Here is a 21,733-nt window from a genome sequence, read left to right on the forward strand (position 1 = left end):
CGGCTTACGCGGCTATGGGTCGGGATATATCGTTTGCCTGTCACTGCAAATCAGTGATCGGGTTTGGTAGCCCGCTTCGGTACCGCCGTATGGCGCCACCTTATGCAGTCTCTTTTTGCGGCTGCGTTTTATATGGTGGACATGCGTGGGGCTCATTCATGAGCGCCGGGTTTCCGTATCGACCGGTCTACCAACCCGCGCATGGCCGCCACCTTCGTTTGGTAGCGAAAGTGATGGCTCCGGTTAATTTCGATACGAGACTTTATCTATGTTCAAAGCCACACCCAACCCACCAGATACCGATCCAATCCCCTACGACGCCGCACTCGAACCTCAAAACATCAAAGAGGCCACGGAACGTGCAATCAATTTCTACCTCAATCCTTCCGCGCTCAAAACCTCAAAACCTACTCGCAAAACCGGCAAGATCTACCTGATCGACCCCACCATCGACGACGAAACCCTGCTCGTTGAAGCCTACGAATCGTTGTCCTCGGCCAGTGACATGGCCCGCGACCTTGCCGACTCGATCGACAGCCCGCACCGCAAGAAGATGCTGATCCTGCAACAGGTGATCATGTTGAGTGAACTGGTGGTGAGTCGCGTCCTCGACAACCAGCGCTTGCCCAACTAATTGCGAAACAGCCGCGCGAGGGAGCCTGCTCCCTCGCTGCGCAGAAGGAGTTTGTGCGAATGTCAAAGACACCCGATCCACCGGTCACTGCGGCAAATATCATGGCCACGCCCTATACGCCCAACGCTATGTTCCGGGTCAACCCGCAAACCGATACGGAATCCCTGCTGGCAAACGCCTGTGAATCGCTGGCCTCGGCCTCGGTCATGTTGTGTGATTTTGCCGGGATGCTGGAGGGGCCCAATCGCCAGACCTTGCTGGGCATCGCGCAAGTGGTGATGTTGGGGGAATTGGCGGTGAATCAGGCATGGGGGCACGTCGCGGGATTGCCCTCACCCTAACCCTCTCCCGGAGGGAGAGGGGACTGACCGAGGTGTTCTTTCGAGATGCACCGACGTGAGATACCGAGTCGAACTCAGGGTTTGAACAGCACAAAGATCGGCTAAAAAATCGAACTCAGTTTCGAATTAAACCGAGATCGGCTCCCTTTCCCCCTCGCCCCCTTGGGGGAGAGGGCTGGGGTGAGGGGGTAGCGATCCAGAGCCGTGCACAAAACCCACCTCTGTCACGCCGCACTCGACGCCAACGCCTCCAACGGCGAATACATCCAGCGCATCAACGAATGCCGCCCACTGATGCCCAACTTGATCGCCGCCCGTTTCAGATAACTCTCCACGGTGTTGACCTTCAGCGCCAACTGCTCGGCCAGTTCCGGCGCCGTGCGGCCGGCGAGCAGGCCGACACACACTTCGGTTTCGCGGTTGGACAGGCTCAGCCCCAGTTGCTCCAGGCGTTCGTCGAAGCGCAGGCGCAAGGTTTCCGGACCGTTGCCTTCGGCGGCCTCGGGTAGGCTTTGTGGATCAGGGGTGGTCGGTTGCAGGGCGTTGATGTGTTTTTCCACCATCGGCAGCAGCACCGGGGAGATGTCCTGCAACAGGCTGCGCTCCTGCGCGGAAAAACGCTGCGACTCGCCGTTGCGGTACACCGAAATCACGTAGCGATAGCCGTCCTTGCGCCGGGTCAAGTGCAGCTGCGAAGCGTCTGCGCTGGTTGCGGCCGGCGGACTCTGTAAGTGGTGGGCCGCCGCACTGTGTTCGGAAAACACCGTTTCGGCGAGCAGGGCCGGCTCTTTCAGCGGCTCCGGCTCATTGCGACTCGATGCGCGGCCCAGCGGTTCGACACGCATCTGCCGGATGTGCGTGGCGTCCACCGCCAGTTGCGTCAGGATCAGGTCATGCAGCATGCGCGGAAAGTGCCGGCTGCCGGTGCTGGCGATGACCTTGCCGATGTGGGGGAACAAGTGTGAGTTCATATGCGTGTCATCCCTGAGAGGCGTCAATTCAAAAACGTCTGCAGCACCGTCGACGATCTCCTTGGTCGACGAAATACCGCAGACTTGGATCCTATCCTAGTACAACGTTTGAGCGACGGTTTAATGAAGGTGTTATTAGCTAATAACCGCGACTCTGCTGGGTTGAAGGTAAAAACGCCGAGGCATCGATGGCGAATTGTCCCGTTCAGGTTGACGGTGAAACGCCTTTCAGCCGATTTATCCCTTTTCGATGCGTCAGTAATCTGTACCCAACTTGAACGCAACAACAACTTCAAAAACTCAAAAGGGACGCAGACCATGACCACTCCAACCTACAACCGCCTGAACAAAGACGACGCCATCGTGCTGCTGGTCGACCACCAGACCGGCCTGATTTCTCTGGTGCAGGACTTCTCGCCCAACGAATTCAAGAACAACGTGCTGGCCCTGGCCGATCTGGCCAGGTTCTTCGAACTGCCGACCATCCTCACCACCAGTTTCGAACAAGGCCCGAACGGCCCGCTGGTGCCGGAACTGAAAGAAATGTTCCCGGATGCGCCGTACATCGCTCGCCCAGGTCAGATCAACGCCTGGGACAACGAAGACTTCGTCAAAGCGATCAAGGCTACCGGCCGTAAACAGATCATCATTGCCGGTGTAGTGACGGATGTCTGTGTAGCGTTCCCGACCTTGTCGGCGCTGGCAGAAGGGTTTGATGTGTTTGTGGTGACTGATGCGTCGGGCACCTTCAACACCACGGTGCAACAAGCCGCGTGGAGCCGCATGACGCAGGCCGGCGCACAGATGATGAACTGGTTCTCGGTGGCGTGTGAGCTGCACCGCGACTGGCGCAACGATATTGAAGGTTTGGGCAATCTGCTGTCGCAGCGGATCCCTAACTACCGCAACCTGATGAACAGCTATTCGGCGCTGACGGCTCAGCAGAAATAATCCTGCGCGACAAACGAAAGCCTGCCCTGAAAAGCAGGCTTTTGTCGTGCTCGTACGTTAAAGCTGAACAGCAGGATACGTTCAGGATTCTGCAGCGGCCTCGACCACGCCGGTTTCAGCCAGACGACCACTGCGCTGGGTTTCCGGCACCCCGATCCCGAGCAGGACAACAGCCACTGCCGCAATAGCGGCCAAAGTAAGAAACGCTGCACTGTAACCGGCCTCTTGCACCACGAATCCAGCGAGGCCGTTGCTCAGCGCCGCGCCTAGTCCGAAAGCTGTCGTCAGTGCGCCAAGGCTGATGTTGAAGTGACCGGTGCCCTGGGTGAGATCCTTGACCATGATTGGAAACAAGGCGCCGAACAGACCGGCGCCGACGCCGTCGAGCATCTGCACCGCGACCAGCCAATAGGCGTCGTCCGACAGGGTGTAGAGCACACCGCGCAACGGCAGGATCAGAAAACCGGCCAGCAGCAGCGGTTTGCGTCCCCACAGATCGGCTTTCGCCCCGACCAGTAACGCCGCCGGCACCATCACCAATTGCGCCGCGACGATGCAGGCCGAGGTCAGCGGCGTGGCCATCTGTAGATTGGCTTGCGCGAGTTTTTGACTCACCAACGGCAACATCGCCGCATTGGCGAGATGGAACAGTGCACAGCAAATGGCGAACAGCAACAGCGGCCGGTTGCTCAGCAGCACCGACAAACCGGAAGGCTGACGATGCCCAGCGTCGGCCGGATCCAGTCCGCGGGCCAGATCATGGTCGATGGCTGCTGGCGAAACGCAGGCGATGGCAATGACACTGGCCAGGGCCATGGCCGCCATCAAATAGAACACCGCCACCGGGCCGAACAGATACGCGAACACCCCGGCCAGCAGGGCAGCGCAGGCATTGCCGGCATGATTGAAGGTTTCGTTGCGCCCGGTTCGCCGCGTGAACGCTCGTGGCCCGGTCATGCCCAGGGTAATTGCGCAAATGGCCGGGGCGAATATCGAAGCGGCCATCGCACTCAGGGTTTGCGTCAACGCCACCCACGTGAAGGACGTCACGAACGGCAGCAGCAGGCAACTGCCGGTCACCAGCAGCGCGGCGATCGCAATCAACGCACGTTTGCGCCGGCTGTTGTCGACCCAGGCGCCGGCCGGCGTCTGGGTGATCAGTGCAGCGACCCCAGCAATGGTCATCACCAGGCCAATGCTGGCCGGCTCCCAGTGATGCACCGCGAGTAAGTAAATGGCCAGATAGGGACCGAGACCGTCGCGCACGTCGGCGAGGAAAAAATTCAGGCTGTCCAGTGACAGGTTGTTGCGGCGATCGAGGTCAGCGGCCACGGCGGTGTCTTCAATGTTAGAGGTTTGCGGATGGATTCAACCTCAGCAAGCCTAATGACCTGCGGCCGTGAATATAAGTTGCAAGCTGCTGCCGTGTCGTTGCGAAACAACGCCTAAGGCCTGAAAACGACGTTCCGTCATACGGTTGCTGCACGTTCGACGCGCTACTTGTATCCTTGCGCCGGTCGAGGACATACGACCGCTGTTATTGCCTTGAATCAGTAACGGCCGGAACCGGAAACCGGACTTTCCATTAGGTACTTTCGTGAAGCGTGATACCCACCTCGTCATCCTCTTGTTGCTGGTCATCGGCTGCTCCCTGGCGTCGCTGACCATCTGGAAAGTGCTGTCTTCGCGCGATCGCGCGCTGGAGGAAGTCAACGTGCACGGGTTGAACCTGACCCAGGCACTCGAGACCTATTCCGAGGGCATTGTCCGGCAAAGTTCGCTGCTGTTGCTCGGGCTGGTCGAGCGCCTGGAAACCGAGGGCAGTGGCCCCGCGCAGATCCAGCGCCTGAGTGCGCTGGTCAACCGCCAGCAACCGCTGATGCCACAGCTGAGCGGTATCACTATCTATGACCGCGATGGTCATTGGCTGATGTCGTCGAACCGGCCGATTCCGGTGGGTGCCAGCAGCGTTGATCGAGCCTACTTCATTCATCATCGCGACGATCCGAGCCGCGAACCCTTTATCGGGCCTCCGATCCGCAGCCGTTCCAATCAGGAATGGGTGATCACCGTCAGCCGCCGTTTCAATGATGATCGCGGCGAGTTTGCCGGGGTCGTGGCCGTGACCCTTGGCGTGGAAAACTTTCTGCGTCTGTTCGGCAAACTCGACATCGGCCAGGACGGGGCCATCGGCCTGTCCTATACCGACGGTACGTTGCTGGTGCGCTATCCCTTCCGCGAGCAGGACATGGGCCGCAACTTTTCCAAGTCGCCGATCTACGCCAAATACCTGGTCGATCAATCGGTCGGCACCGCCTCTTATACCTCCAGCCTGGATGGCGTCGAACGCCTCTACGCCTTCCGCAAAAGTGAAAAATTGCCCCTGATCACCACGGTCGCCATCGGCAAGCGTGAAGCCCTCGCGGCCTGGCGAACCGAGGCGTTGCTGTCGGCGGTGGTGGTGGCGGGGCTGTTGGGGCTTACCGGTCTGATTGGCTGGTTCTTGATTCTCGATATCCGGCGCCGGACCCAGGTGGAAGGCGAACTGCGCATCGCTCAGCAGCAATTGCTCGGCTCGAACCGACAGTTGGAGTTGTTGGCCATGAAAGATGCGCTGACCGGTTTGGCGAATCGGCGTTGCTTTGATCAGACCCTGGCCACAGAGGCGCGGCGGGCACAGCGCGACGGCTCGTCGCTGGCCTTGCTGATGATCGATATCGACTATTTCAAGCGCTTCAATGATGCGCTCGGGCACGTTGCCGGCGACGCCTGTCTGCAAGCCGTTGCCAGGGTGCTGGATGAATGTGTGCGGCGACCGTCAGACCTGGTCGCGCGCTACGGCGGCGAGGAGTTCGCGGTCATCATGCCCGCCACCGACATCGACGGTGCCGCCGTGGTAGCGCAGTTGATCATTGAGCGTTTACAGCAAGCAAACATTGCTCACCCCTCCAGTCCCGTGGCACGCGTGAGCCTGAGCATCGGCATCGCCGCCGCGCGCGCTTCACGCCTGGACCCTGCGCACGGTTTGATCGAGTCAGCCGATCAGGCGCTGTATCAAGCGAAAACCGCGGGGCGCAACCGGTTCATGGCATCCCGAGCGCAGCGCTTACTCGACGTCGATGGACAGCAGGCCACTGACGCGTGACACCAGCGTGTCGACGACAAAGGGTTTGGTCAGTACCTGCATGCCCGGGCCGAGTTGACCGTTGCCGATCACTGAGCTTTCCGCATATCCGGTGATAAACAACGTCTTCAGTTTCGGCCTGATCTGCCTGCCTGCATCGGCCATTTGTCGGCCGTTCATGCCGCCGGGCAAGCCGACATCGGTGATGAGCAAATCGATGTGCGCGCTGGAGCGCAATACTTCCAGACCCTCAACGCTGTCGCACGCTTCGAGCAGGTTGTAGCCAAGGTCGTTCAGCACGTCTTTGAGCAGCGTGCGAACGGTGGGCTCGTCGTCGACAATCAGGATGGTCTCGCCGGCCTTGGTTTGAGGCGTTGCCAAGCTTTGCGCGTCATCGTGATTGCGCTGCGTTTCGCCGAGGTAGCGCGGCAGGTAAACGCACATGGTGGTGCCTTGACCCACGGTCGATTGCACCCGCACCTGTCCGCCAGATTGCTTGGTGAAACCGTAGATCATCGACAGCCCCAGCCCCGTGCCCTGGCCCAGCGGTTTGGTGGTGAAAAACGGGTCGAAGGCCTTGGCCATCACTTCTGCACTCATACCGGTTCCGGTGTCGGCGACAGACAGGCACAAGTATTGCCCTTCGGGCATTTCCCTTACGCGCGCCGCTTCAGCATCCAGGGTGCGATTGGCGGTTTCGACGGTGATGCTGCCGCCGTCGGGCATCGCGTCGCGAGCGTTGATGCACAGGTTGAGCAGGGCGTTTTCCAGTTGACTGGCATCGACCAGCGCCGGCCACAGGTCGGCGGCGACGACCGTCTTCAGGCGAATGCTCGGGCCAACGGTGCGCTGGATCAGTTCGGTCATGCCGGCAATCAGCGCGTTGACTTCCGTTGGCCGGGGATCGAGTGTCTGCCGCCTGGAGAAGGCCAGCAGGCGATGGGTCAGGGCCGTTGCGCGTTTGGCGGCGTCTTGTGCGATCAGCATGTATTTGTCGATGTCGCTCAGACGCCCTTGGGCGATGCGTTTGTCCATCAGCTCAAGGGATGCGCAGATACCCGCCAGCAGGTTGTTGAAGTCATGCGCCAGACCGCCGGTGAGTTGCCCGACCGCTTCCATTTTCTGTGATTGCCGCAACTTTTCTTCGGCCTGCATCAGCTCTGCGGTGCGCGCCGAGACCCGTTGTTCCAGTGTGTCATTGAGGGCCTTTAACGCAGCGGTGACCCGGTCGCGCTCGGCTTCGACGTTGCGCCGGTCTTCGACATCGATGAGTACGCCGGGAAAGCGCAAAGGCGTGCCGTCTTCGGCGCACTCGACGCGGCCGTTCGCTTCAATCCAGGTGTATTTGCCATCCGCGCCGCGCACTCGGTACTGGTGCGAATAGGCCCCGCCGCGGGCTTTGACTTCGTTGATGGCGGTTATCAGTCCCTCCCGGTCGTCCGGGTGAACGGTCATCACTACTTGTTCCAGGCTCAGACCGTCGAGCCCCCAGGCGGGGTCGAGGTCGAACACCCGCGCGAAGGCTTCATCGACGCTGAAGCGATCGCTGGGCAGGTGCCAATGCCAGGTACCGATAATGGCGCCAGCGGCGAGGGCCAGTTGCACGCGTTCGACGTTCTCCCGAGCGACCGCTTCGCTGATGCGCAAACGTTCTTGCGCGTCGCGGCGCTCGGTGACATCGCTGAAGAAGATCGCGATCTGCCGATCGGCCGGATCACCGACGCGCACGGCACGCACATCGAACCAGCGTTCGAAGGTATTGGCGTAGTTCTCGAAGTTTGCCGGCTCGCCGGTCTTGGCCACATGGCCGTAGGTCTCGAACCAGAACTTCTCCAGGTTGGGCGCAAACTCGGTGACCCATTTGCCCCGCAGGTTGACCCCCGCCTGACGCTCGAACGCCGGGTTGGCCTCGACAAAGCAATAGTCGATCGGGTGGTCGTCGGCGTCGAATTTGACTTTGACGATGGCGAACGCGGCCTCGATGGTTTCCAGAATGGTGCTGAAACGTTCTTCGCTACGACGCAATGCAGTTTCGGCACTGCGCGAGCGGGTCAGGTCGAGCATCGCCCCGATCATGCGTTCGGCCTGGCCATCGGCATTGCGAATCAGGTGCCCGCGATCCAGCACTTCGGCGTACGAACCATCGTGGCAGAGGAAGCGGTACTCAGCGCTCCAGGTCGTCCCGGAGCCGTCAATTGCTGAGCGAATCGAGGTCGTCACGCGTGCGCGATCCTGCGTGTGAATCTGCGCAAACCGCCAGTCACACGTCGGCTCGATGGCTGCTGACGCGTAGCCATACGCCTGTTGCAGCGAGTCGTTCCAGATGACCTGATTGGTTTTCAGATCCCAGTCCCAGACGGCGTCGCAGGTCGCTTTGACGGCCAGACGCAGGCGCGTGACTTCGGACTCAAGCTCCTCGCGAGTAAGCTGTTTCAGGGTATCCACTCCTCATGCCTTTATTGTTGCTCTGCGTTTAATTGGCGTGTTTCAAGCCATCGACTTTGCAAGCTTTGTGAGCCATTGACCCGGGGTCTCATGTTTAAGTTGCACGCGAGCCAAGGGGGCACGCGTTTTCATAGCGATTCGCCGCGATCCAGTCTGTCGAGCAAGCTCTGCCCGCGCTGCCACAAGGCCTGCTGCTTTTCCGGCGGCATGCGGTCGAGGTTTTTGTACATCATGCCCATGCGCTGATTGCCGCGCAGAAGGTCGCCGTGGCGCATCAGAAAATGCCAGTACAACGCGTTGAACGGGCACGCGTTGTCAGCCGTGGTTTCGCGCACCGAGTAGGCACAGTCGCGACAGTAGTCGGACATCCGGTTGATGTACTGGCCGCTGGCGCAATAAGGCTTGGAGCCGAGGTAACCGCCATCGGCGTACATGACCATGCCGAGGGTGTTGGGCAGCTCGACCCAGTCGAACGCGTCCATGTAAATGGCCAGATACCATTCACAGATCTGGCTCGGCGCGATACCGGCGAGCAGGGCGAAATTGCCTGTCACCATCAGGCGCTGAATGTGATGGGCGTAGGCGTGTTTGAGGCTTTGGCCGATGGCCTGGCGCATGCAGTTCATCTGCGTTGCGCCGGTCCAGTAAAACTCTGGCAAGCGCCGCGTATTACCGAAGGCATTGCCCTCGGCGTACTCCGGCATGTGCAGCCAGTAAACGCCACGGACGTATTCGCGCCAGCCGATCAGTTGGCGAATGAAACCTTCGGCGGAGTTCAGGGCAATGCTGCCGGACCAGTAGGCAGACTCCACATCACTGCAGAGTTGGCGCAGGTCCAGCAAGCCAATATTGAGCGCAGCGCTGATGCGGGCATGGAACAGAAACGGTTCGTCGCGGGCCATGGCGTCCTGATAATCGCCGAAGCCCGCCAGACCATAGTCGAGAAAGTAGGCCCACAATGCCTGGGCGTCGGCGTGCGTCACCGGATAGTTGAAATCGTCCAGGCTGCCGTAGTGACTGGCGAAGCGATCCTTGACCAGTGCGAGGACATCGAGGGTGATTGCATCGTTGGTAAAACCCGTCGGGTAGGGCGCCTTGACGGTTTTCGGCAGGGCTTTGCGATTGTCGGCATCAAAGTTCCACGCGCCGCCGACGGGCGTGCCATCGCCATTGAGCAACAGGCGACTTTTGCGGCGCATCTCGCGGTAGAAAAATTCCATGCGCAGTTGCTTTTTGTCTGCGGCCCACGCGCGGAATTCGTCGCGGCTGCACAGGAAACGGTTGTCGGCATGCCAGTGGATCGGCAAGCCACAATCCTTCAGTGATTGCTCCAGACGCCAGTCGCCGCATTCGGTCAGGTGCAATTCGTTGGCCTGTAGCAGTGCCCGCCAGCGCTTTAACTCGCCGGGCACCGAGCCGCTGTTTTGCGGGTCGTCGAGGGTCACGTAATGCACACGGATGCCTTGATCTTTCAGGGCTTTAGCGAAGTGACGCATGGCGCTGAAGATCAGCGCGATCTTCTGCGGGTGATGGGCAACATGGGTGGCTTCCTCCATGACCTCGACCAGTAGCACACGATCCTGTTCGCGATCCAGACCTGCCAATGAAGCCAGATCAAACGATAACTGGTCACCCAGAACGAGGCACAGCCGATGGGTTTTGTTCATTTCACGGATTCAGCGTAGTGAGCAGCGAGCTGCCGAATGGACGTTTACATGTTAAGTCCAGATAGTTGTACAGATTGTAGTCTGTGTATAGGTTTTTGTGCGGTGAATATTCACATCTCCTGTGGGAGCGAGCCTGCTCGCGAAGGCGTCGTCACATTCAACATTGTGAGTGACTGACCCGCCGCTTTCGCGAGCAGGCTCGCTCCCACAAGGGCTTGCACTCCGACTCGGATGAACGCTCCCGCTGTTGCGGGAGCGCTTGACGCCGCGTGGAAAGGCTTAGCCGGGAAAAACGGGGTAGTCGGTGTAGCCCTCGGCGGTGCCGCCATACACCGTTGCAGGATTCAACGCATTCAACGGCCAGTCATTGGCAATCCGCGCAGGCAGATCGGGGTTGGCCATGAACGGGCGGCCAAAAGCGACCAAGTCTGCCAGCCCGGAATCGAGCAGTTGCGCGCCGGATTCTGCGGTGTAGCGCCCGGCATAAATGATCGCGCCGCTGAAGGTGTCGCGTACGGCCTGACGAAACGTGAGGGGCATCGCCGGCGCGTTGTCCCAGTCGGCTTCAGCGATGGACAGATAGGCGATGCCCACGTCCTGCAGCACCTTGATCGCTTCGATGTAGGTGGTGTGCGGATCCTCTTCGACCATGCCCAAATAGGTACGCGCTTCATCGGTGGTGGTGAACAGCGGCGCAAATCGCACGCCGACCTTTTCCTTGCCGATGCACTCGGCGACACCGGCGACCACTTCCTTGAGAAAGCGCAGGCGATTTTGCAGCGAACCGCCGTACTGATCCTCGCGCAAATTGCTGTGGGCAGAGATGAACTGGTTCACCAGATAACCGTTGGCGCAGTGCAATTCGATGCCATCGAAACCGGCGTCCATGGCGTTGCGCGCCGCCTGGATGTACAGCTGAACCAACTCCTGAACTTCATCGGTGCTCAGCGCACGAGGTGCCGACGGCGGAACCAGTTCACCGGCACCGGGCGCAGTTTCGATGAACACGCTGACCCGGTCGGTAGCCACGGCGGAGGCCGAAACCGGGGCAGCACCGTCGGGTTGCAGCGCGGTGTGGGAGACGCGGCCGACGTGCCACAGTTGGGCGAAAATCACCCCGTCCACGGCATGCACGGCCTCGGTGACTTTGCGCCAACCGGCGATTTGCTCAGGCGTATGAATGCCCGGCGTCCACGCATAACCCTGGCCACGGGGTTCGATCTGCGTGCCTTCGGTGACCAGCAAACCTGCGCCGGCGCGCTGTTGGTAATACTCGGCCATCAACTCATTGGCGATGTTGCCCGGTTGGGTGCTGCGCTGGCGGGTGAGAGGCGGCAGGACGATACGGTTTTTCAGGGTGTGGTTGCCGAGTTTGGCGGGTGTGAAGAACGTGCTGCTATTCATGGATTACCTTGTCTTGGTGTTTATTAGACCAGTCGACTATTGATTGGGTGAAAAAATAACGCCGAGCAAGACGCACTCGGCGTTAGGAAGGTTGGAAGCGAAGTTTTAGCCCAGCATCTTCAGCAGTTTTTCAGCGACAGCGGCGGAGCTGGCTGGATTCTGGCCGGTGACCAGTTGCCCGTCGGCGACTACATGAACCTGCCAGTCAGCGACTTTCGAATAATGGCCGCCGAGGCGCTGGAACTCGTCCTCGATCAGGAACGGCACCACGTCCGTCAGGCCAACGGCCGCTTCTTCGGCATTGGTGAAACCGGTGACCTGGCGGTGCTGCACCAGCGGTTTGCCGTCAGCGGTGAGGACATGACGCAACACACCCGGTGCATGGCAGACAAAACCGTGGGGTTTGTTGGCGCGGTCGAAGGCTTCGATCAACGCGATCGACTGCTTGTCTTCGGCCAGGTCCCACAGTGGACCGTGGCCGCCCGGGTAAAACACCGCATCGAAATCCTCAGCGCTGACGTCGGCCAAGCGACCGGTGTTGGCGAGTGCCTGTTGCGCGGCAGAGTCTTTGCGGAAGCGATCGGTCTCGGCCGTCTGGGCATCAGGCTCATCGCTTTTCGGGTCCAGCGGCGGCTGGCCACCGGCCGGTGAGACCAGCGTGACGTCGGCGCCGGCGTCCTTGAAGGCGTAGTAGGGCGCGGCGAACTCTTCCAGCCAGAAACCGGTTTTCTTGCCGGTGTCGCCGAGTTGATCGTGGGAAGTCAAAACCATCAGGATTTTCATAGAGCACCTTGAGTCGATCAGGTGTCTTCGATTGAGCGAAGGATTCGCACATCGGCCACACCGGTCAGAAAACGTTTGTCGGGGCGCAGCATAGATTCCAATTAGACCAGTCGTCTAGTAATTTTTTATCCTGCGGTTTTTCATCGACAGGTGTGGCAAACTTCCGTTCCTCCCAATATACGACTGGTCTATTGCCTGGTAACTTGCGCCCCATGAAAGCGACCTACGACGACACCCGCCAACACTTGCTCGACACCGGCCACCGGATGATGGCCGAGAAGGGCTTCACCAGTGTCGGCCTCAACGAAATCCTGCAAACCGCCGGTGTACCCAAGGGTTCGTTCTATCACTACTTCAAATCCAAAGAGTTGTACGGCCAGGCGTTGCTCGCGGATTATTTCGTCGGCTACCTCGCCGACATGGAACGCCGCCTGACGCTGCCGGGGCTGAGCGCCTATGAGCGGCTGATGGATTACTGGCAGGGCTGGCAGAACCGCTGCACCCTCGAAGGGCATGGCGATGAGTGTCTGGTAGTCAAGCTCAGCGCCGAAGTCGCCGATTTGTCGGAGTCGATGCGCCTGACCTTGCGCGATGGCGCCGAGCAAGTGGTGGCGCGCATCACCCTGTGTATCGAGCAGGGTCAGGCTGAAAACAGTCTGCCCCAGGGCGATGCCCGGCATCTGGCGGAAACCTTGTATCAGTTGTGGTTGGGCGCCAGTTTGCTGAACAAATTGCAGCGTACCGGGCAGTCGTTGCAGACCTCGATGGCGATGACCCGACAACTGCTGGCGGTATGAGCGGTGGGGCCGTTGTGGGCCAGGTTACATGACTCAACACACCTCGCCCTGACTGTTGCAGGGCCGCACATCCTCGGCACGCCATTGTTTGATCAAGCGCCGGCGTTCAGGCGCGTAGTGTTCGACAAGCACCTGCACCGTCGCAAGGTCAGCCATATCGATCACGCGAAACCGGCTGTCGCCTTCGCACCACGCCGCGATGCAGCGCTTGCCTTCGATAAAGCCCAACATGATCGGCCAGATGATGTGTTCGGCGGCCTCCGCATGTTCGAGCGCTAGCGCGATGCGCAGCTTGTTCTGCTCGCGCAGCGCCCGACGAATCTCGCTGAGGTCGATGGTTGTGCCGGGCTTGTGCGGCTTGGCCACGTAAAAGGTTTCGTCTTCGAAGATCGGCCGCATCTGCGCGGGCAGCACGGCACTGATTTTCGCCAGGGCATTGTTGACGGCGCCCGCGAGTTGGCTGTCGGTCTGCCGGCTGACCCATTGCGCACCGATGACCAAGGCCTGTATTTCCTCGGCGCTGAACGATAAAGGCGGCAGGACAAAACCGGGCTTGAGCACATACCCAAGGCCCGGCTCGCCGTCGATCTCGGCCCCCATGCCTTGCAGCGTGACGATGTCGCGGCGAATCGTGCGCAACGACACGCCCAATTCAGCCGCCAAGGCTTTGCCGGACACCGTACGACGATGACGCCGCAGCGCTTGCATCAGCTCAAACAGACGATGACTTCTGGCCATTAACGCTCCATGGCGACGACACCTTTGCCGCCGAGTTTGCGGCCCTGTTCGAGCTCGCGGATCAGTTGTATGGCGCCGTCCAGCGGCACCACTTCTCCTAGCCGAATCTTCAAGCGTGCCTCACTGGCGGCACTGGCCAGTGTTTCGAGGATTTCGTGTCGCGGTGTGCCAATGACCAGTTTCAGTCGCCGATCAATCAAGCCACGCAGGAACTTACACGGACCCGGATTGAGATCAAGCAAACAGCCGCCCGGACGCAGCAATCCGATACCGGTCGAGACCGTCATCGTCGCGGCCGTGTCATACACCACATCGAAGCGCGCCGGCAGCCTCTTCAGGTCCGTTAACCGGTAGTCGTAGACGGTCGATACCCCCAGCGCCTGTGCCCGGGCAACGTCCGACGCGCTGCAACTGCCCGATACCGTGGCCCCCGACATCAGGGCGATCTGCACCGCCGCTTCGCCGACTGCCCCCGCGCAACCATTGATGAAAACCTGCTGACCGGCTTGCAGCCTGGCCTTGTCGATCAACCCGTTCCACGCGGTAATGCCCGGTGTGCCGAGGCACGCCGCATCGGCGAAAGAAAGAGTATCCGGTTTGCTCGCCAGAAAGTCCTCCCTGGTCACGACGGCTTCGCCCAATGCGCCACTTTCTTTGAAGCGGGATAGCCCGAAAACCGCGTCGCCGACCCGGAAGCGGCTGACGCCCGCCCCAACCGCAAGAACCACGCCGGAGAAATCCATGCCCATCGCGCGCGGAAATGTTCTGCCGGTGATGAGCTTCATCCGGCCCTGGCGCAACTTCCAGTCGATGGGGTTGATCGCTGCACATTTGACCTGCACGAGCACTTCATCCTTGCCGGGTGCCGGCAACGGGAATGCTTCAATGTGCATCACCTCCGGACCGCCGTAGCGTGAGTACTGAATACGTTTATAGCTCGCTGACATGTCGGGTTCGCCTTCCGAGAGTGGACATGACGCCGACTCTATAACGGGGCAGTGCCAGTTTTTGGCACCATTCGCTTTCTATTGAGAAGACGGATTGATGAACGGTGTTCATGACTTCATGAAGCTCAGCGCCGATAGTCGCAGGATCCTCGTCGGTTTAACGTAGCGGCTGATTATCCCGCCAGCAGGCGCTTAGCGATGGCAGCACGCCCGGTTCGAAACGTCACCCATTCCCGCCGACTTCTGTTGACGGCCATCGCACTGTTGCTGACAGCCTGTGCTTCAACTGAAAAAGGTTCGACCTCCATGAAACGTTCACCCGCAATGACCTCCGATGCCGCGGCTGCCGTGTCCCCGGCACTGGCTCATAACACCGATGCCATGTTGTTTGGCGAAATATGGAAACGCCCCGGATTGTCACCCCGTGACCGCAGTCTGGTAACCGTTGCAGTGTTGATCGCACGCGGACAAACCGCCGAGATGGCCGCGCAATTCAACCTCGCACTGGACAACGGTGTCACACCGCTGGAACTGTCCGAAACGCTCAATCACCTGGCGTTTTATTCCGGCTGGGGCAATGCGGCAGCGGCGCTGCCTATCGCCGGCGAGGTGTTCACCGCGCGCAACATCGGTGCTGAGCAACTGGCGCCGGTTGCGCCGTCGTTGTTGCCGCTGGACCAGGCTCGCGAAGCTGATCGCGTGGAACGCGTGAATGCGGCGGTGGGATCAGTGGCGCCGGGGCTGGTCGAGTTCACCACCAAAGCGCTGTTCCGCGATCTGTGGTTGCGGCCAGGTCTGGCGCCTCGCGATCGCAGCCTGATCACGGTCAGTTCGTTGGTGGCCAACGGGCAGACCGGCCAGGTCGGCTATCACCTGGGTCGGGCGATGGACAACGGTTTGAGCCAGACCGAAGCGGCGGAAATGATTACCCAACTGGCTTTCTATGCCGGATGGCCGAATGCGTTTTCCGCCGTGCCGGTGTTCAAGGAAGTGTTCAGCCAGCGCGCGCCGGGCTGACTGAACAGGGCGTCAAATCTGCTCCGGCAAGTGCGCGATAAGTTTGTCCAGCGTGATCGGATAATCGCGCACGCGCACGCCGGTGGCGTTGTAAATCGCATTGGCGATGGCCGCTGCGGCGCCACTGATGCCCAACTCGCCGACGCCTTTGGCCTTGAGCGGCGTGGCGTAGGGATCAACCTCATCGAGGAAAATCACCTGCTGATGGGGAATATCGGCGTGCACCGGTACTTCGTAACCGGCGAGGTCATGGTTGACGAAAAAACCAAGGCGCTTGTCGACCTGCAGTTCTTCCATCAGTGCGGCCCCGGCGCCCATGGTCATGCCGCCGATGATTTGGCTGCGCGCGGTCTTCGGATTGAGAATCCGCCCCGCTGCGCAGACCGCCAATTGGCGGCGCAGACGAATCTCGCCGGTCGCCGCGTTGACCGCGACTTCGGCGAAATGTGCGCCAAAGGTCTGCTGGGCAAAGCGCTGGGCCAGATCGCCGAATTCCATGCGGTCTTCGCCAACGAGATCGCCTGCGGCCGCCGCGTGAGCCAAAGGAAAATGCCGCGTACCATCGTGCACCTCGCCGTGGGCAAATTCGGCCGTTTGCGGATCAAGTCCGACGGCGCGGGCAGCGGCTTCGCGCAACTTGACGCAAGCGGCATAGACCCCGGCGGTTGACGACGCCGCCCCCCATTGCCCGCCCGATCCCGACGACTCCGGAAAGCGCGAGTCGCCAAGGTGCACTTCGACCCGGTCCAGTTCCACACCCATCATCTCGGCGGCGGTCTGCGCAATGATCGTGTAGCTGCCGGTGCCGATATCAGTCATGTCGGTTTCGACAGTGATTGTGCCGTGCCGATCAAGACGCACACGGGCCGCCGATGCGGTGGTTGGCGCGCCACGTATGGCAGACGCCAGACCGATGCCGATCAGCCAGCCATTCTCCAGACGTTGGCCGGCGCTTGCGTTGCGCTGGTGCCAGCCGAATTGCTCGGCACCGGTTTGTAAACACTCGACGAGTTGCCGTGTGGAAAACGGTCGTGATGGCTGTTCGGGGTCGACCTGTGTGTCGTTGAGCAGGCGCAACTGCAGTGGGTCGATAGCCAGTTTTTCCGCCAGTTCATCCATGGCAATTTCCAGCGCCATCATTCCCGGTGCTTCCCCCGGCGCGCGCATGGCCGAGCCTTCAGCCAGGTCCAGCACGGCAAGATTCAAGCGGGTCATGCGGTTGGCGCCAGCGTAGAGCAAACGCGTCGAGGCCGTCGCGGCTTCGGCCCGGCCCCCGGGCAGGTTGCCTGACCAACTCTCATGGCCGATGGCAGCGATCAAACCCTCGCGGCTGGCACCGATGCGAATGCGCTGAAGCGTCGCGGGGCGATGGGTCAAATTGTTGAACATCAGCGGACGTGGCAGCGCGACTTTCACCGGGCGCCCGGCGTGGCGTGCCGCCAGCGACGCCAGCACCGCGTCACACAGGATCGTGCCTTTGCCGCCGAAACCGCCGCCGATGTAGGGCGATATCAAACGAATATCTTCTTTGCGCATGCCGAGTGTCTTGGCCAGATCGCGCACGCCCCAGTTGATCTGCTGTATCGACGTCCACAACGTCAGCGAATTGCCGTTCCACTGGGCGATGGTGGCGTGGGGTTCCATCATCGCGTGCGCCTGATCCGGCGTGCTGTAGTGCTGGTCGATCTGGATCGGTGCGGCGTTGAAGGCGCCTTCGAAATCTCCGATCTGCGTCTGCGGCGGTGGGCCGAAACCGGCAGGTGGGGGCGGTGTGGCCGAATCCTTGGCGGCAGCCAGATCGAACGCGCCGGGTTCGGCCACATAGCTGATCTCGAGCAGATTGGCAGCCGCGCGGGCCTCTTCAAATGTCTGCGCGACGACAATCGCGACGGCTTGGTGATAGTGGTCCACCTGCGGGCCGGCCAATGCGCGCGCGACATAGAACTCGCCCTTGGCCAACGGCCCGGCATTCTCGTAGGTGACGATCGCGATCACCCCGGAACTGTTGCTCGCCTGCGTCGAGTCGATCGAGGCAATTCGTCCCTTGCCGATCCCGGCGCCGACCACATAGCCATAGGCGGGGTTGGGCACTGCGGCATGTTGTTCATACGCGTAGGGCGCGGTCCCGGTGGTTTTCAACTTGCCATCGATGCGGTCGGCGGGCTGGCCGATGACGTTCAATTGATCGATCGGATTAGTGCCGGCCGGTGTGTCGAATTTCATCGCTGAGTTCCTCTTCAGGCGGGCTGGCGGACAACACCGGGCGCCTCAGCGCCAGCGTTTGCAGGCCATATCGCCTACGAGCCTAGGCCATTGAACCGCATCTGATAATGCGCCTTGCCAGGATGGAGTCATGAGTTCGGCTCATGAATCCTGACCAACATGACAAATAAGAATAAGTTTCAATTACACGATCTCTGGTATACCATCCGCGCCGCTGTTCTGGCGGTTTTACCCTTCGTTCTGGCCTATTCGTAAGGTTTTCATTTCATGCGTCGTACTCTGCTTTCAATTTGCGTGCTGCAGGCGTTGTCTTCTTCCTCGTGGGCCGAACAGGCCGATTCAACATCCTCAGCGCTAGAGCTGGAGGCGACCGACGTGGTCGGTACAGCGGATTACGAACGGGCCGACGGCCCGGTGCAGGGTTATCGCGCTACACGTTCCGCCAGTGCCACGCGCACCGACACCTCAATCCATGAAACTCCGCAATCGATCAGCGTAGTGACCAAGGATGCGGTCGAAGACCTCGGCGCCACGCGCCTGCAAGACGCACTGGATTACGCCGGCGGCGTTGGCCGGGCAAACAATTTCGGCGGGCAGGGATTGACCACATTCACCGTGCGCGGCTTCACCACCGGCGAGTTCTACCGCAACGGTTTCCCGATCAATCGCGGCTACCCGAACATGCCCGATGCCAACACCATCGAGCGTCTGGAAGTGCTGCGCGGGCCGGCGACGATGCTCTACGGCCGTGGCGATCCTGGCGGCACCTTCAACGTCGTTTCCAAGCAGCCGTTGGCCGAGCGCACAGTCACCTTGGGCAGTCAGTTGAATGATCAAGGCATGAAGCGCGGCACGCTGGACGCCTCCGGCCCACTGGACGAAGAGGGGCGCCTGGCCTATCGATTGAACGTGGTGGGCGAGGGCGGCGATACCTTTCGCGATCACGTCGAGACCGAGCGCTACGGCGTCACGCCAGTGCTGACCTGGCAGGCCAGCGATACCACGCGAGTGATTTTCGAGGGTGATTTCATGCGCAATAATCATCCACTGGATCGCGGCGTGACGCGTTACGCCAAACAGATCGGCACGGCCTCGCGCGACACGTTTTTCGGCGAGAAAGACGCCGGCAAATTGCACAACGACAACAACATGGCGCAGCTGCGCTTCGAACATCTGCTCAATGATGACTGGACGCTGGGCGGTGGTTTTCAGTGGCTCGACGGCTCGCTTGAGGGCAATGCGATCGAAGCCAACGGCATTGCTGATGACGGTCGAACCCTGGGGCGCAATTTCAACTACCGCAAACTGGAGTGGACCGACAAGGACACCCAGCTCAATCTGACCGGGCATTTCAGTACCGGTGGCTTGCAGCACACCTTGCTGACCGGCATCGAGTATGAAGATTACGACTACAAGTCGATCATTCAACGCTCCAGCGGCGCGGTCGGCGCCTACCCGATCGACATCTTCGATCCGGTTTACGGTCAGCCGCGCCCGGCGCTGACTCGCACCCCGACCCACGACAAGGAAAACCTCAAGACCTATGCCGCGTTCGTCCAGGATCAGGTGGCGTTGACCGAGCGTCTGAAGGTGCTGGCCGGGGCGCGTTTCGAGCGTTTCGAACACGACTATGAAACCTACGTGCCGGGCGGAAAAAACTGGCAGGCCAGCGACAACGCGGTGACCCCGCGCCTCGGCGTGACCTACGACCTGACCGAGACCCTGGCGGTCTACGCCGACACTGCGCGCTCGTTCAAGCCCAACACCGGCGCGAGCCGCGTGGGCGGAGGCTTCGCCCCGGAGAAAGGCAAATCCTACGAAATGGGCGTCAAGTGGGAAGCGCTGGATCATCAGTTGAGCGTCGACGCGGCGATCTATCAGATCGAAAAGCGCAACGTGCTGACTACCGACCCGGTGGACTCGACCTTCAGTGTGGCGGCCGGGGAAGTACGCAGCCGTGGTTTCGACCTGAACGTCGCCGGCAACCTGACGCCTGAATGGCGCGTCATCGGCGGCTACGCCTACGTGGATGCCGAAGTGACCAAAGACAATGTGATCCGTTCGGGCACGCGACTGATGAACATTCCGCAAAACAGCTTCAGCCTGCTCAACGTCTACGAATTTCAGGACGGCACGCTTAAAGGCCTGGGCCTGGGTACCGGACTCAAGTACGTCGACGAACGCGCCGGGCAAACCGCCAATACTGCGTTCTCGATGGACAGCTACACCGTTGTCGATTTGCTCGGCTTTTATAAGGTCAACGAGAAGGTGCGGCTCAATCTTGACGTGAAGAATCTGTTTGACCGGGATTATGAAGAGGGCGCGTTTGGTAATGTCTACGCCTATCCGGGCGCGCCGCGAACGGTGCAGGTTGGGATTTCCTATACCTTGTAAGCCGAGCTCGACGCTGCAACGGCTGCCCCTCACCCCAGCCCTCTCCCTGAGGGAGAGGGGGCCGACCGAGGTGTCTGGCGTTATACATCGACCTGAAACATTGCGTCGATTATGGATTCATCGGTAATGCCAGACGGTGATGGATTCACAGGCGCTATTGCACGTTTGCGTTCATCCACTACGGATTCATCGGTAATGCCTGGCGGCATTGGATTCACAGACGCTATTGCACGTCGGCGTTCATCGCCAATATCCCCCAATCGGTCCCCTCTCCTGGGGGAGAGGGCTAGGGTGAGGGCAGCTGTTTCGGCCCCTGCCACTTAACCAGTGACACAACCCTGCGGCGTCTTCCCGGCAAAGCTGTCCAGCAGACTCGCCACCACCATCTCACCCATGCGTGTGCGTGTCTGCAAGGTGGCGCTGGCGCGGTGCGGTTGCAGCACCACTTGCTCATTACCGAACAAGGCTTCTGGCACATTCGGTTCATCGACAAACACATCCAGCCCCGCACCGGCGATCTCGCCGGCATTCAGCGCCGCCACCAGATCTGCCTCGTTGACCAGTTTGCCCCGTGCCACGTTGATCAGATAACCGTCCTTGCCCAAGGCCTGTAGCACGGAAGCATCGATGATGGCCTCGGCCTTGTCGGCAGCGGCGGCGAGAATCAGCGCATCGCTGTCGCGAGCCAGTTGTTTGAGGTCGGCGACAAAGGTGTGGCTGACGTCGCTCATCGGTTGCAGGTCGGTGTAACTGATCGGACAGCCGAAGGCCGCCGCTCGGCTGGCCACCGCGCGGCCAACCCGGCCCATGCCGACAATGCCGATACGCATGCCGGACACCTGACGTGCCAGCGGCAGAGGCGCCAGCGGTGTGGCGCTGTGCAGCCATTGACCCGAGCGTACATAGCGATCACTGGTACACAGCCCGCGACACACGGAAATCAGCAAACCGATGGCAAGGTCGGCGACGTCTTCGGTCAACGCGCCAATGGTCGCCGTCACGCGGATGCCGCGATCCCGAGCATAAGCCAGGTCAACCGCATCGGTGCCGACGCCGTTGACCGCCACCACCTCAAGGTTTGGCAGTTGCGCCATCAGTGCTTGGGTAATGCCTGTGTGCCCGCCGGTGATCACCCCACGAATATTGGCGCCGTGCTCCTGCACATAGGCGGGTTTGTCTGCCTGCTGGAAGTAGCGTCTGACCGTGAACAGTTGGTCGAGACGCGCATTGATTTCAGGAATCAGGATCGGGCTCAGCTGCAGGATTTCTGGTTTCATGTAAACCTCACTTACCGAAT

17 protein-coding genes are annotated in these 21,733 nt (G+C 60.5%); 7 read left to right on the forward strand and 10 right to left on the reverse strand.

The features are described 5' to 3' along the window. Positions 1-268: 268 nt before the first annotated feature. Positions 269-634 (forward strand): DUF6124 family protein, encoded by a 366-nt coding sequence (locus CKW38_RS03785; protein WP_095111868.1) that lies wholly within the window; start codon positions 269-271, stop codon positions 632-634. A 59-nt stretch (positions 635-693) separates the two neighbouring features. Continuing rightward, complete coding sequence (locus tag CKW38_RS03790) at positions 694-975, forward strand: DUF6124 family protein (RefSeq protein WP_256588333.1); 282 nt, start codon at positions 694-696, stop codon at positions 973-975. Positions 976-1,199: 224 nt separating this feature from the next. Here CKW38_RS03790 and CKW38_RS03795 read toward each other — a convergent pair whose 3' ends face one another. Beyond that, complete coding sequence (locus tag CKW38_RS03795) at positions 1,200-1,946, reverse strand: response regulator transcription factor (protein WP_095111869.1); 747 nt, start codon at positions 1,944-1,946, stop codon at positions 1,200-1,202. A gap of 318 nt (positions 1,947-2,264) precedes the next feature. Here CKW38_RS03795 and ycaC point away from each other — a divergent pair, with 318 nt between their 5' ends. Then, positions 2,265-2,897 carry an isochorismate family cysteine hydrolase YcaC gene (ycaC, locus tag CKW38_RS03800; RefSeq protein WP_064390431.1) on the forward strand — a complete coding sequence of 211 codons (633 nt, stop codon included), beginning with the start codon at positions 2,265-2,267 and terminating at the stop codon, positions 2,895-2,897. Between the two features lie 81 nt (positions 2,898-2,978). On the opposite strand, the gene CKW38_RS03805 is transcribed toward ycaC, so the two are convergent. Next, positions 2,979-4,229 carry an MFS transporter gene (locus tag CKW38_RS03805; protein WP_095111870.1) on the reverse strand — a complete coding sequence of 417 codons (1,251 nt, stop codon included), beginning with the start codon at positions 4,227-4,229 and terminating at the stop codon, positions 2,979-2,981. 265 nt (positions 4,230-4,494) lie between these two features. On the opposite strand from CKW38_RS03805, the gene CKW38_RS03810 reads away from it, so the two are divergent. Further along, positions 4,495-6,042 (forward strand): sensor domain-containing diguanylate cyclase, encoded by a 1,548-nt coding sequence (locus CKW38_RS03810; RefSeq protein ID WP_095111871.1) that lies wholly within the window; start codon positions 4,495-4,497, stop codon positions 6,040-6,042. Here CKW38_RS03810 and CKW38_RS03815 read toward each other — a convergent pair. The 4 genes from CKW38_RS03815 to CKW38_RS03830 all read right to left on the reverse strand — a co-directional run bounded on the left by CKW38_RS03815 (position 6,004) and on the right by CKW38_RS03830 (position 12,320). Continuing rightward, on the reverse strand, positions 6,004-8,466 hold the full coding sequence (locus tag CKW38_RS03815; protein ID WP_007915999.1) for a PAS domain-containing protein: 2,463 nt from the start codon (positions 8,464-8,466) through the stop codon (positions 6,004-6,006). The two genes, CKW38_RS03810 and CKW38_RS03815, sit on opposite strands and share 39 nt — an antisense overlap. Positions 8,467-8,594: 128 nt before the next feature. Continuing rightward, entirely contained in the window at positions 8,595-10,133 is a 1,539-nt protein-coding gene (locus CKW38_RS03820; RefSeq protein ID WP_095111872.1) for a cryptochrome/photolyase family protein, read from the reverse strand. Positions 10,134-10,412: 279 nt separating this feature from the next. Beyond that, the gene (locus CKW38_RS03825; RefSeq protein ID WP_095111873.1) at positions 10,413-11,537 is read right to left on the reverse strand and encodes an alkene reductase; all 1,125 of its coding nucleotides are present in this window, start codon (positions 11,535-11,537) and stop codon (positions 10,413-10,415) included. 105 nt (positions 11,538-11,642) lie between these two features. After that, a complete protein-coding gene (locus tag CKW38_RS03830) occupies positions 11,643-12,320 on the reverse strand; it encodes a type 1 glutamine amidotransferase domain-containing protein (protein ID WP_095111874.1) in 678 nt (225 codons plus the stop codon). A gap of 212 nt (positions 12,321-12,532) precedes the next feature. Between CKW38_RS03830 and CKW38_RS03835 the strand changes: the two genes are divergently transcribed. Beyond that, complete coding sequence (locus tag CKW38_RS03835; RefSeq protein ID WP_077572446.1) at positions 12,533-13,117, forward strand: TetR/AcrR family transcriptional regulator; 585 nt, start codon at positions 12,533-12,535, stop codon at positions 13,115-13,117. Positions 13,118-13,150: 33 nt separating this feature from the next. Here the strand turns inward: CKW38_RS03835 and CKW38_RS03840 are convergent, their stop codons facing one another. Together CKW38_RS03840 and CKW38_RS03845 are read right to left on the reverse strand one after the other, a co-directional pair. After that, positions 13,151-13,855, reverse strand: a complete 705-nt coding sequence (locus CKW38_RS03840) for a YafY family protein (protein WP_095111875.1) — start codon at positions 13,853-13,855, stop codon at positions 13,151-13,153. Next, positions 13,855-14,802, reverse strand: a complete 948-nt coding sequence (locus CKW38_RS03845; protein ID WP_095111876.1) for an NAD(P)-dependent alcohol dehydrogenase — start codon at positions 14,800-14,802, stop codon at positions 13,855-13,857. The genes CKW38_RS03840 and CKW38_RS03845 overlap by 1 nt, the downstream gene beginning before the upstream one ends. A 306-nt stretch (positions 14,803-15,108) precedes the next feature. On the opposite strand from CKW38_RS03845, the gene CKW38_RS03850 reads away from it, so the two are divergent. Beyond that, a complete protein-coding gene (locus CKW38_RS03850) occupies positions 15,109-15,819 on the forward strand; it encodes a carboxymuconolactone decarboxylase family protein (RefSeq protein ID WP_256588334.1) in 711 nt (236 codons plus the stop codon). A gap of 12 nt (positions 15,820-15,831) precedes the next feature. Here the strand turns inward: CKW38_RS03850 and paoC are convergent, their stop codons facing one another. Further along, the gene (gene paoC, locus CKW38_RS03855; protein WP_095111878.1) at positions 15,832-18,042 is read right to left on the reverse strand and encodes an aldehyde oxidoreductase molybdenum-binding subunit PaoC; all 2,211 of its coding nucleotides are present in this window, start codon (positions 18,040-18,042) and stop codon (positions 15,832-15,834) included. 267 nt (positions 18,043-18,309) lie between these two features. On the opposite strand from paoC, the gene CKW38_RS03860 reads away from it, so the two are divergent. Then, positions 18,310-20,436, forward strand: a complete 2,127-nt coding sequence (locus tag CKW38_RS03860) for a TonB-dependent siderophore receptor (RefSeq protein WP_095111879.1) — start codon at positions 18,310-18,312, stop codon at positions 20,434-20,436. Positions 20,437-20,756: 320 nt separating this feature from the next. Here CKW38_RS03860 and CKW38_RS03865 read toward each other — a convergent pair whose 3' ends face one another. Then, a complete protein-coding gene (locus CKW38_RS03865) occupies positions 20,757-21,713 on the reverse strand; it encodes a 2-hydroxyacid dehydrogenase (RefSeq protein WP_095111880.1) in 957 nt (318 codons plus the stop codon). Positions 21,714-21,733 lie beyond the last annotated feature (20 nt).

It is taken from the genome of Pseudomonas sp. Irchel 3H7 (assembly GCF_900187605.1).
Classification (GTDB): domain Bacteria; phylum Pseudomonadota; class Gammaproteobacteria; order Pseudomonadales; family Pseudomonadaceae; genus Aquipseudomonas.

What these genes read in the sequence shown, in the direction of transcription:
- ycaC (WP_064390431.1), top strand. Translation starts at nt 2,265, where the DNA reads ATGACCACTCCAACCTACAACCGCCTGAACAAAGACGACGCCATCGTG.
- CKW38_RS03840 (WP_095111875.1), bottom strand. Translation starts at nt 13,855, where the DNA reads ATGGCCAGAAGTCATCGTCTGTTTGAGCTGATGCAAGCGCTGCGGCGT.
- CKW38_RS03835 (WP_077572446.1), top strand. Translation starts at nt 12,533, where the DNA reads ATGAAAGCGACCTACGACGACACCCGCCAACACTTGCTCGACACCGGC.
- CKW38_RS03850 (WP_256588334.1), top strand. Translation starts at nt 15,109, where the DNA reads ATGAAACGTTCACCCGCAATGACCTCCGATGCCGCGGCTGCCGTGTCC.
- CKW38_RS03790 (WP_256588333.1), top strand. Translation starts at nt 694, where the DNA reads ATGTCAAAGACACCCGATCCACCGGTCACTGCGGCAAATATCATGGCC.
- CKW38_RS03860 (WP_095111879.1), top strand. Translation starts at nt 18,310, where the DNA reads ATGCGTCGTACTCTGCTTTCAATTTGCGTGCTGCAGGCGTTGTCTTCT.
- paoC (WP_095111878.1), bottom strand. Translation starts at nt 18,042, where the DNA reads ATGAAATTCGACACACCGGCCGGCACTAATCCGATCGATCAATTGAAC.
- CKW38_RS03830 (WP_095111874.1), bottom strand. Translation starts at nt 12,320, where the DNA reads ATGAAAATCCTGATGGTTTTGACTTCCCACGATCAACTCGGCGACACC.
- CKW38_RS03785 (WP_095111868.1), top strand. Translation starts at nt 269, where the DNA reads ATGTTCAAAGCCACACCCAACCCACCAGATACCGATCCAATCCCCTAC.
- CKW38_RS03795 (WP_095111869.1), bottom strand. Translation starts at nt 1,946, where the DNA reads ATGAACTCACACTTGTTCCCCCACATCGGCAAGGTCATCGCCAGCACC.
- CKW38_RS03865 (WP_095111880.1), bottom strand. Translation starts at nt 21,713, where the DNA reads ATGAAACCAGAAATCCTGCAGCTGAGCCCGATCCTGATTCCTGAAATC.
- CKW38_RS03845 (WP_095111876.1), bottom strand. Translation starts at nt 14,802, where the DNA reads ATGTCAGCGAGCTATAAACGTATTCAGTACTCACGCTACGGCGGTCCG.
- CKW38_RS03820 (WP_095111872.1), bottom strand. Translation starts at nt 10,133, where the DNA reads ATGAACAAAACCCATCGGCTGTGCCTCGTTCTGGGTGACCAGTTATCG.
- CKW38_RS03825 (WP_095111873.1), bottom strand. Translation starts at nt 11,537, where the DNA reads ATGAATAGCAGCACGTTCTTCACACCCGCCAAACTCGGCAACCACACC.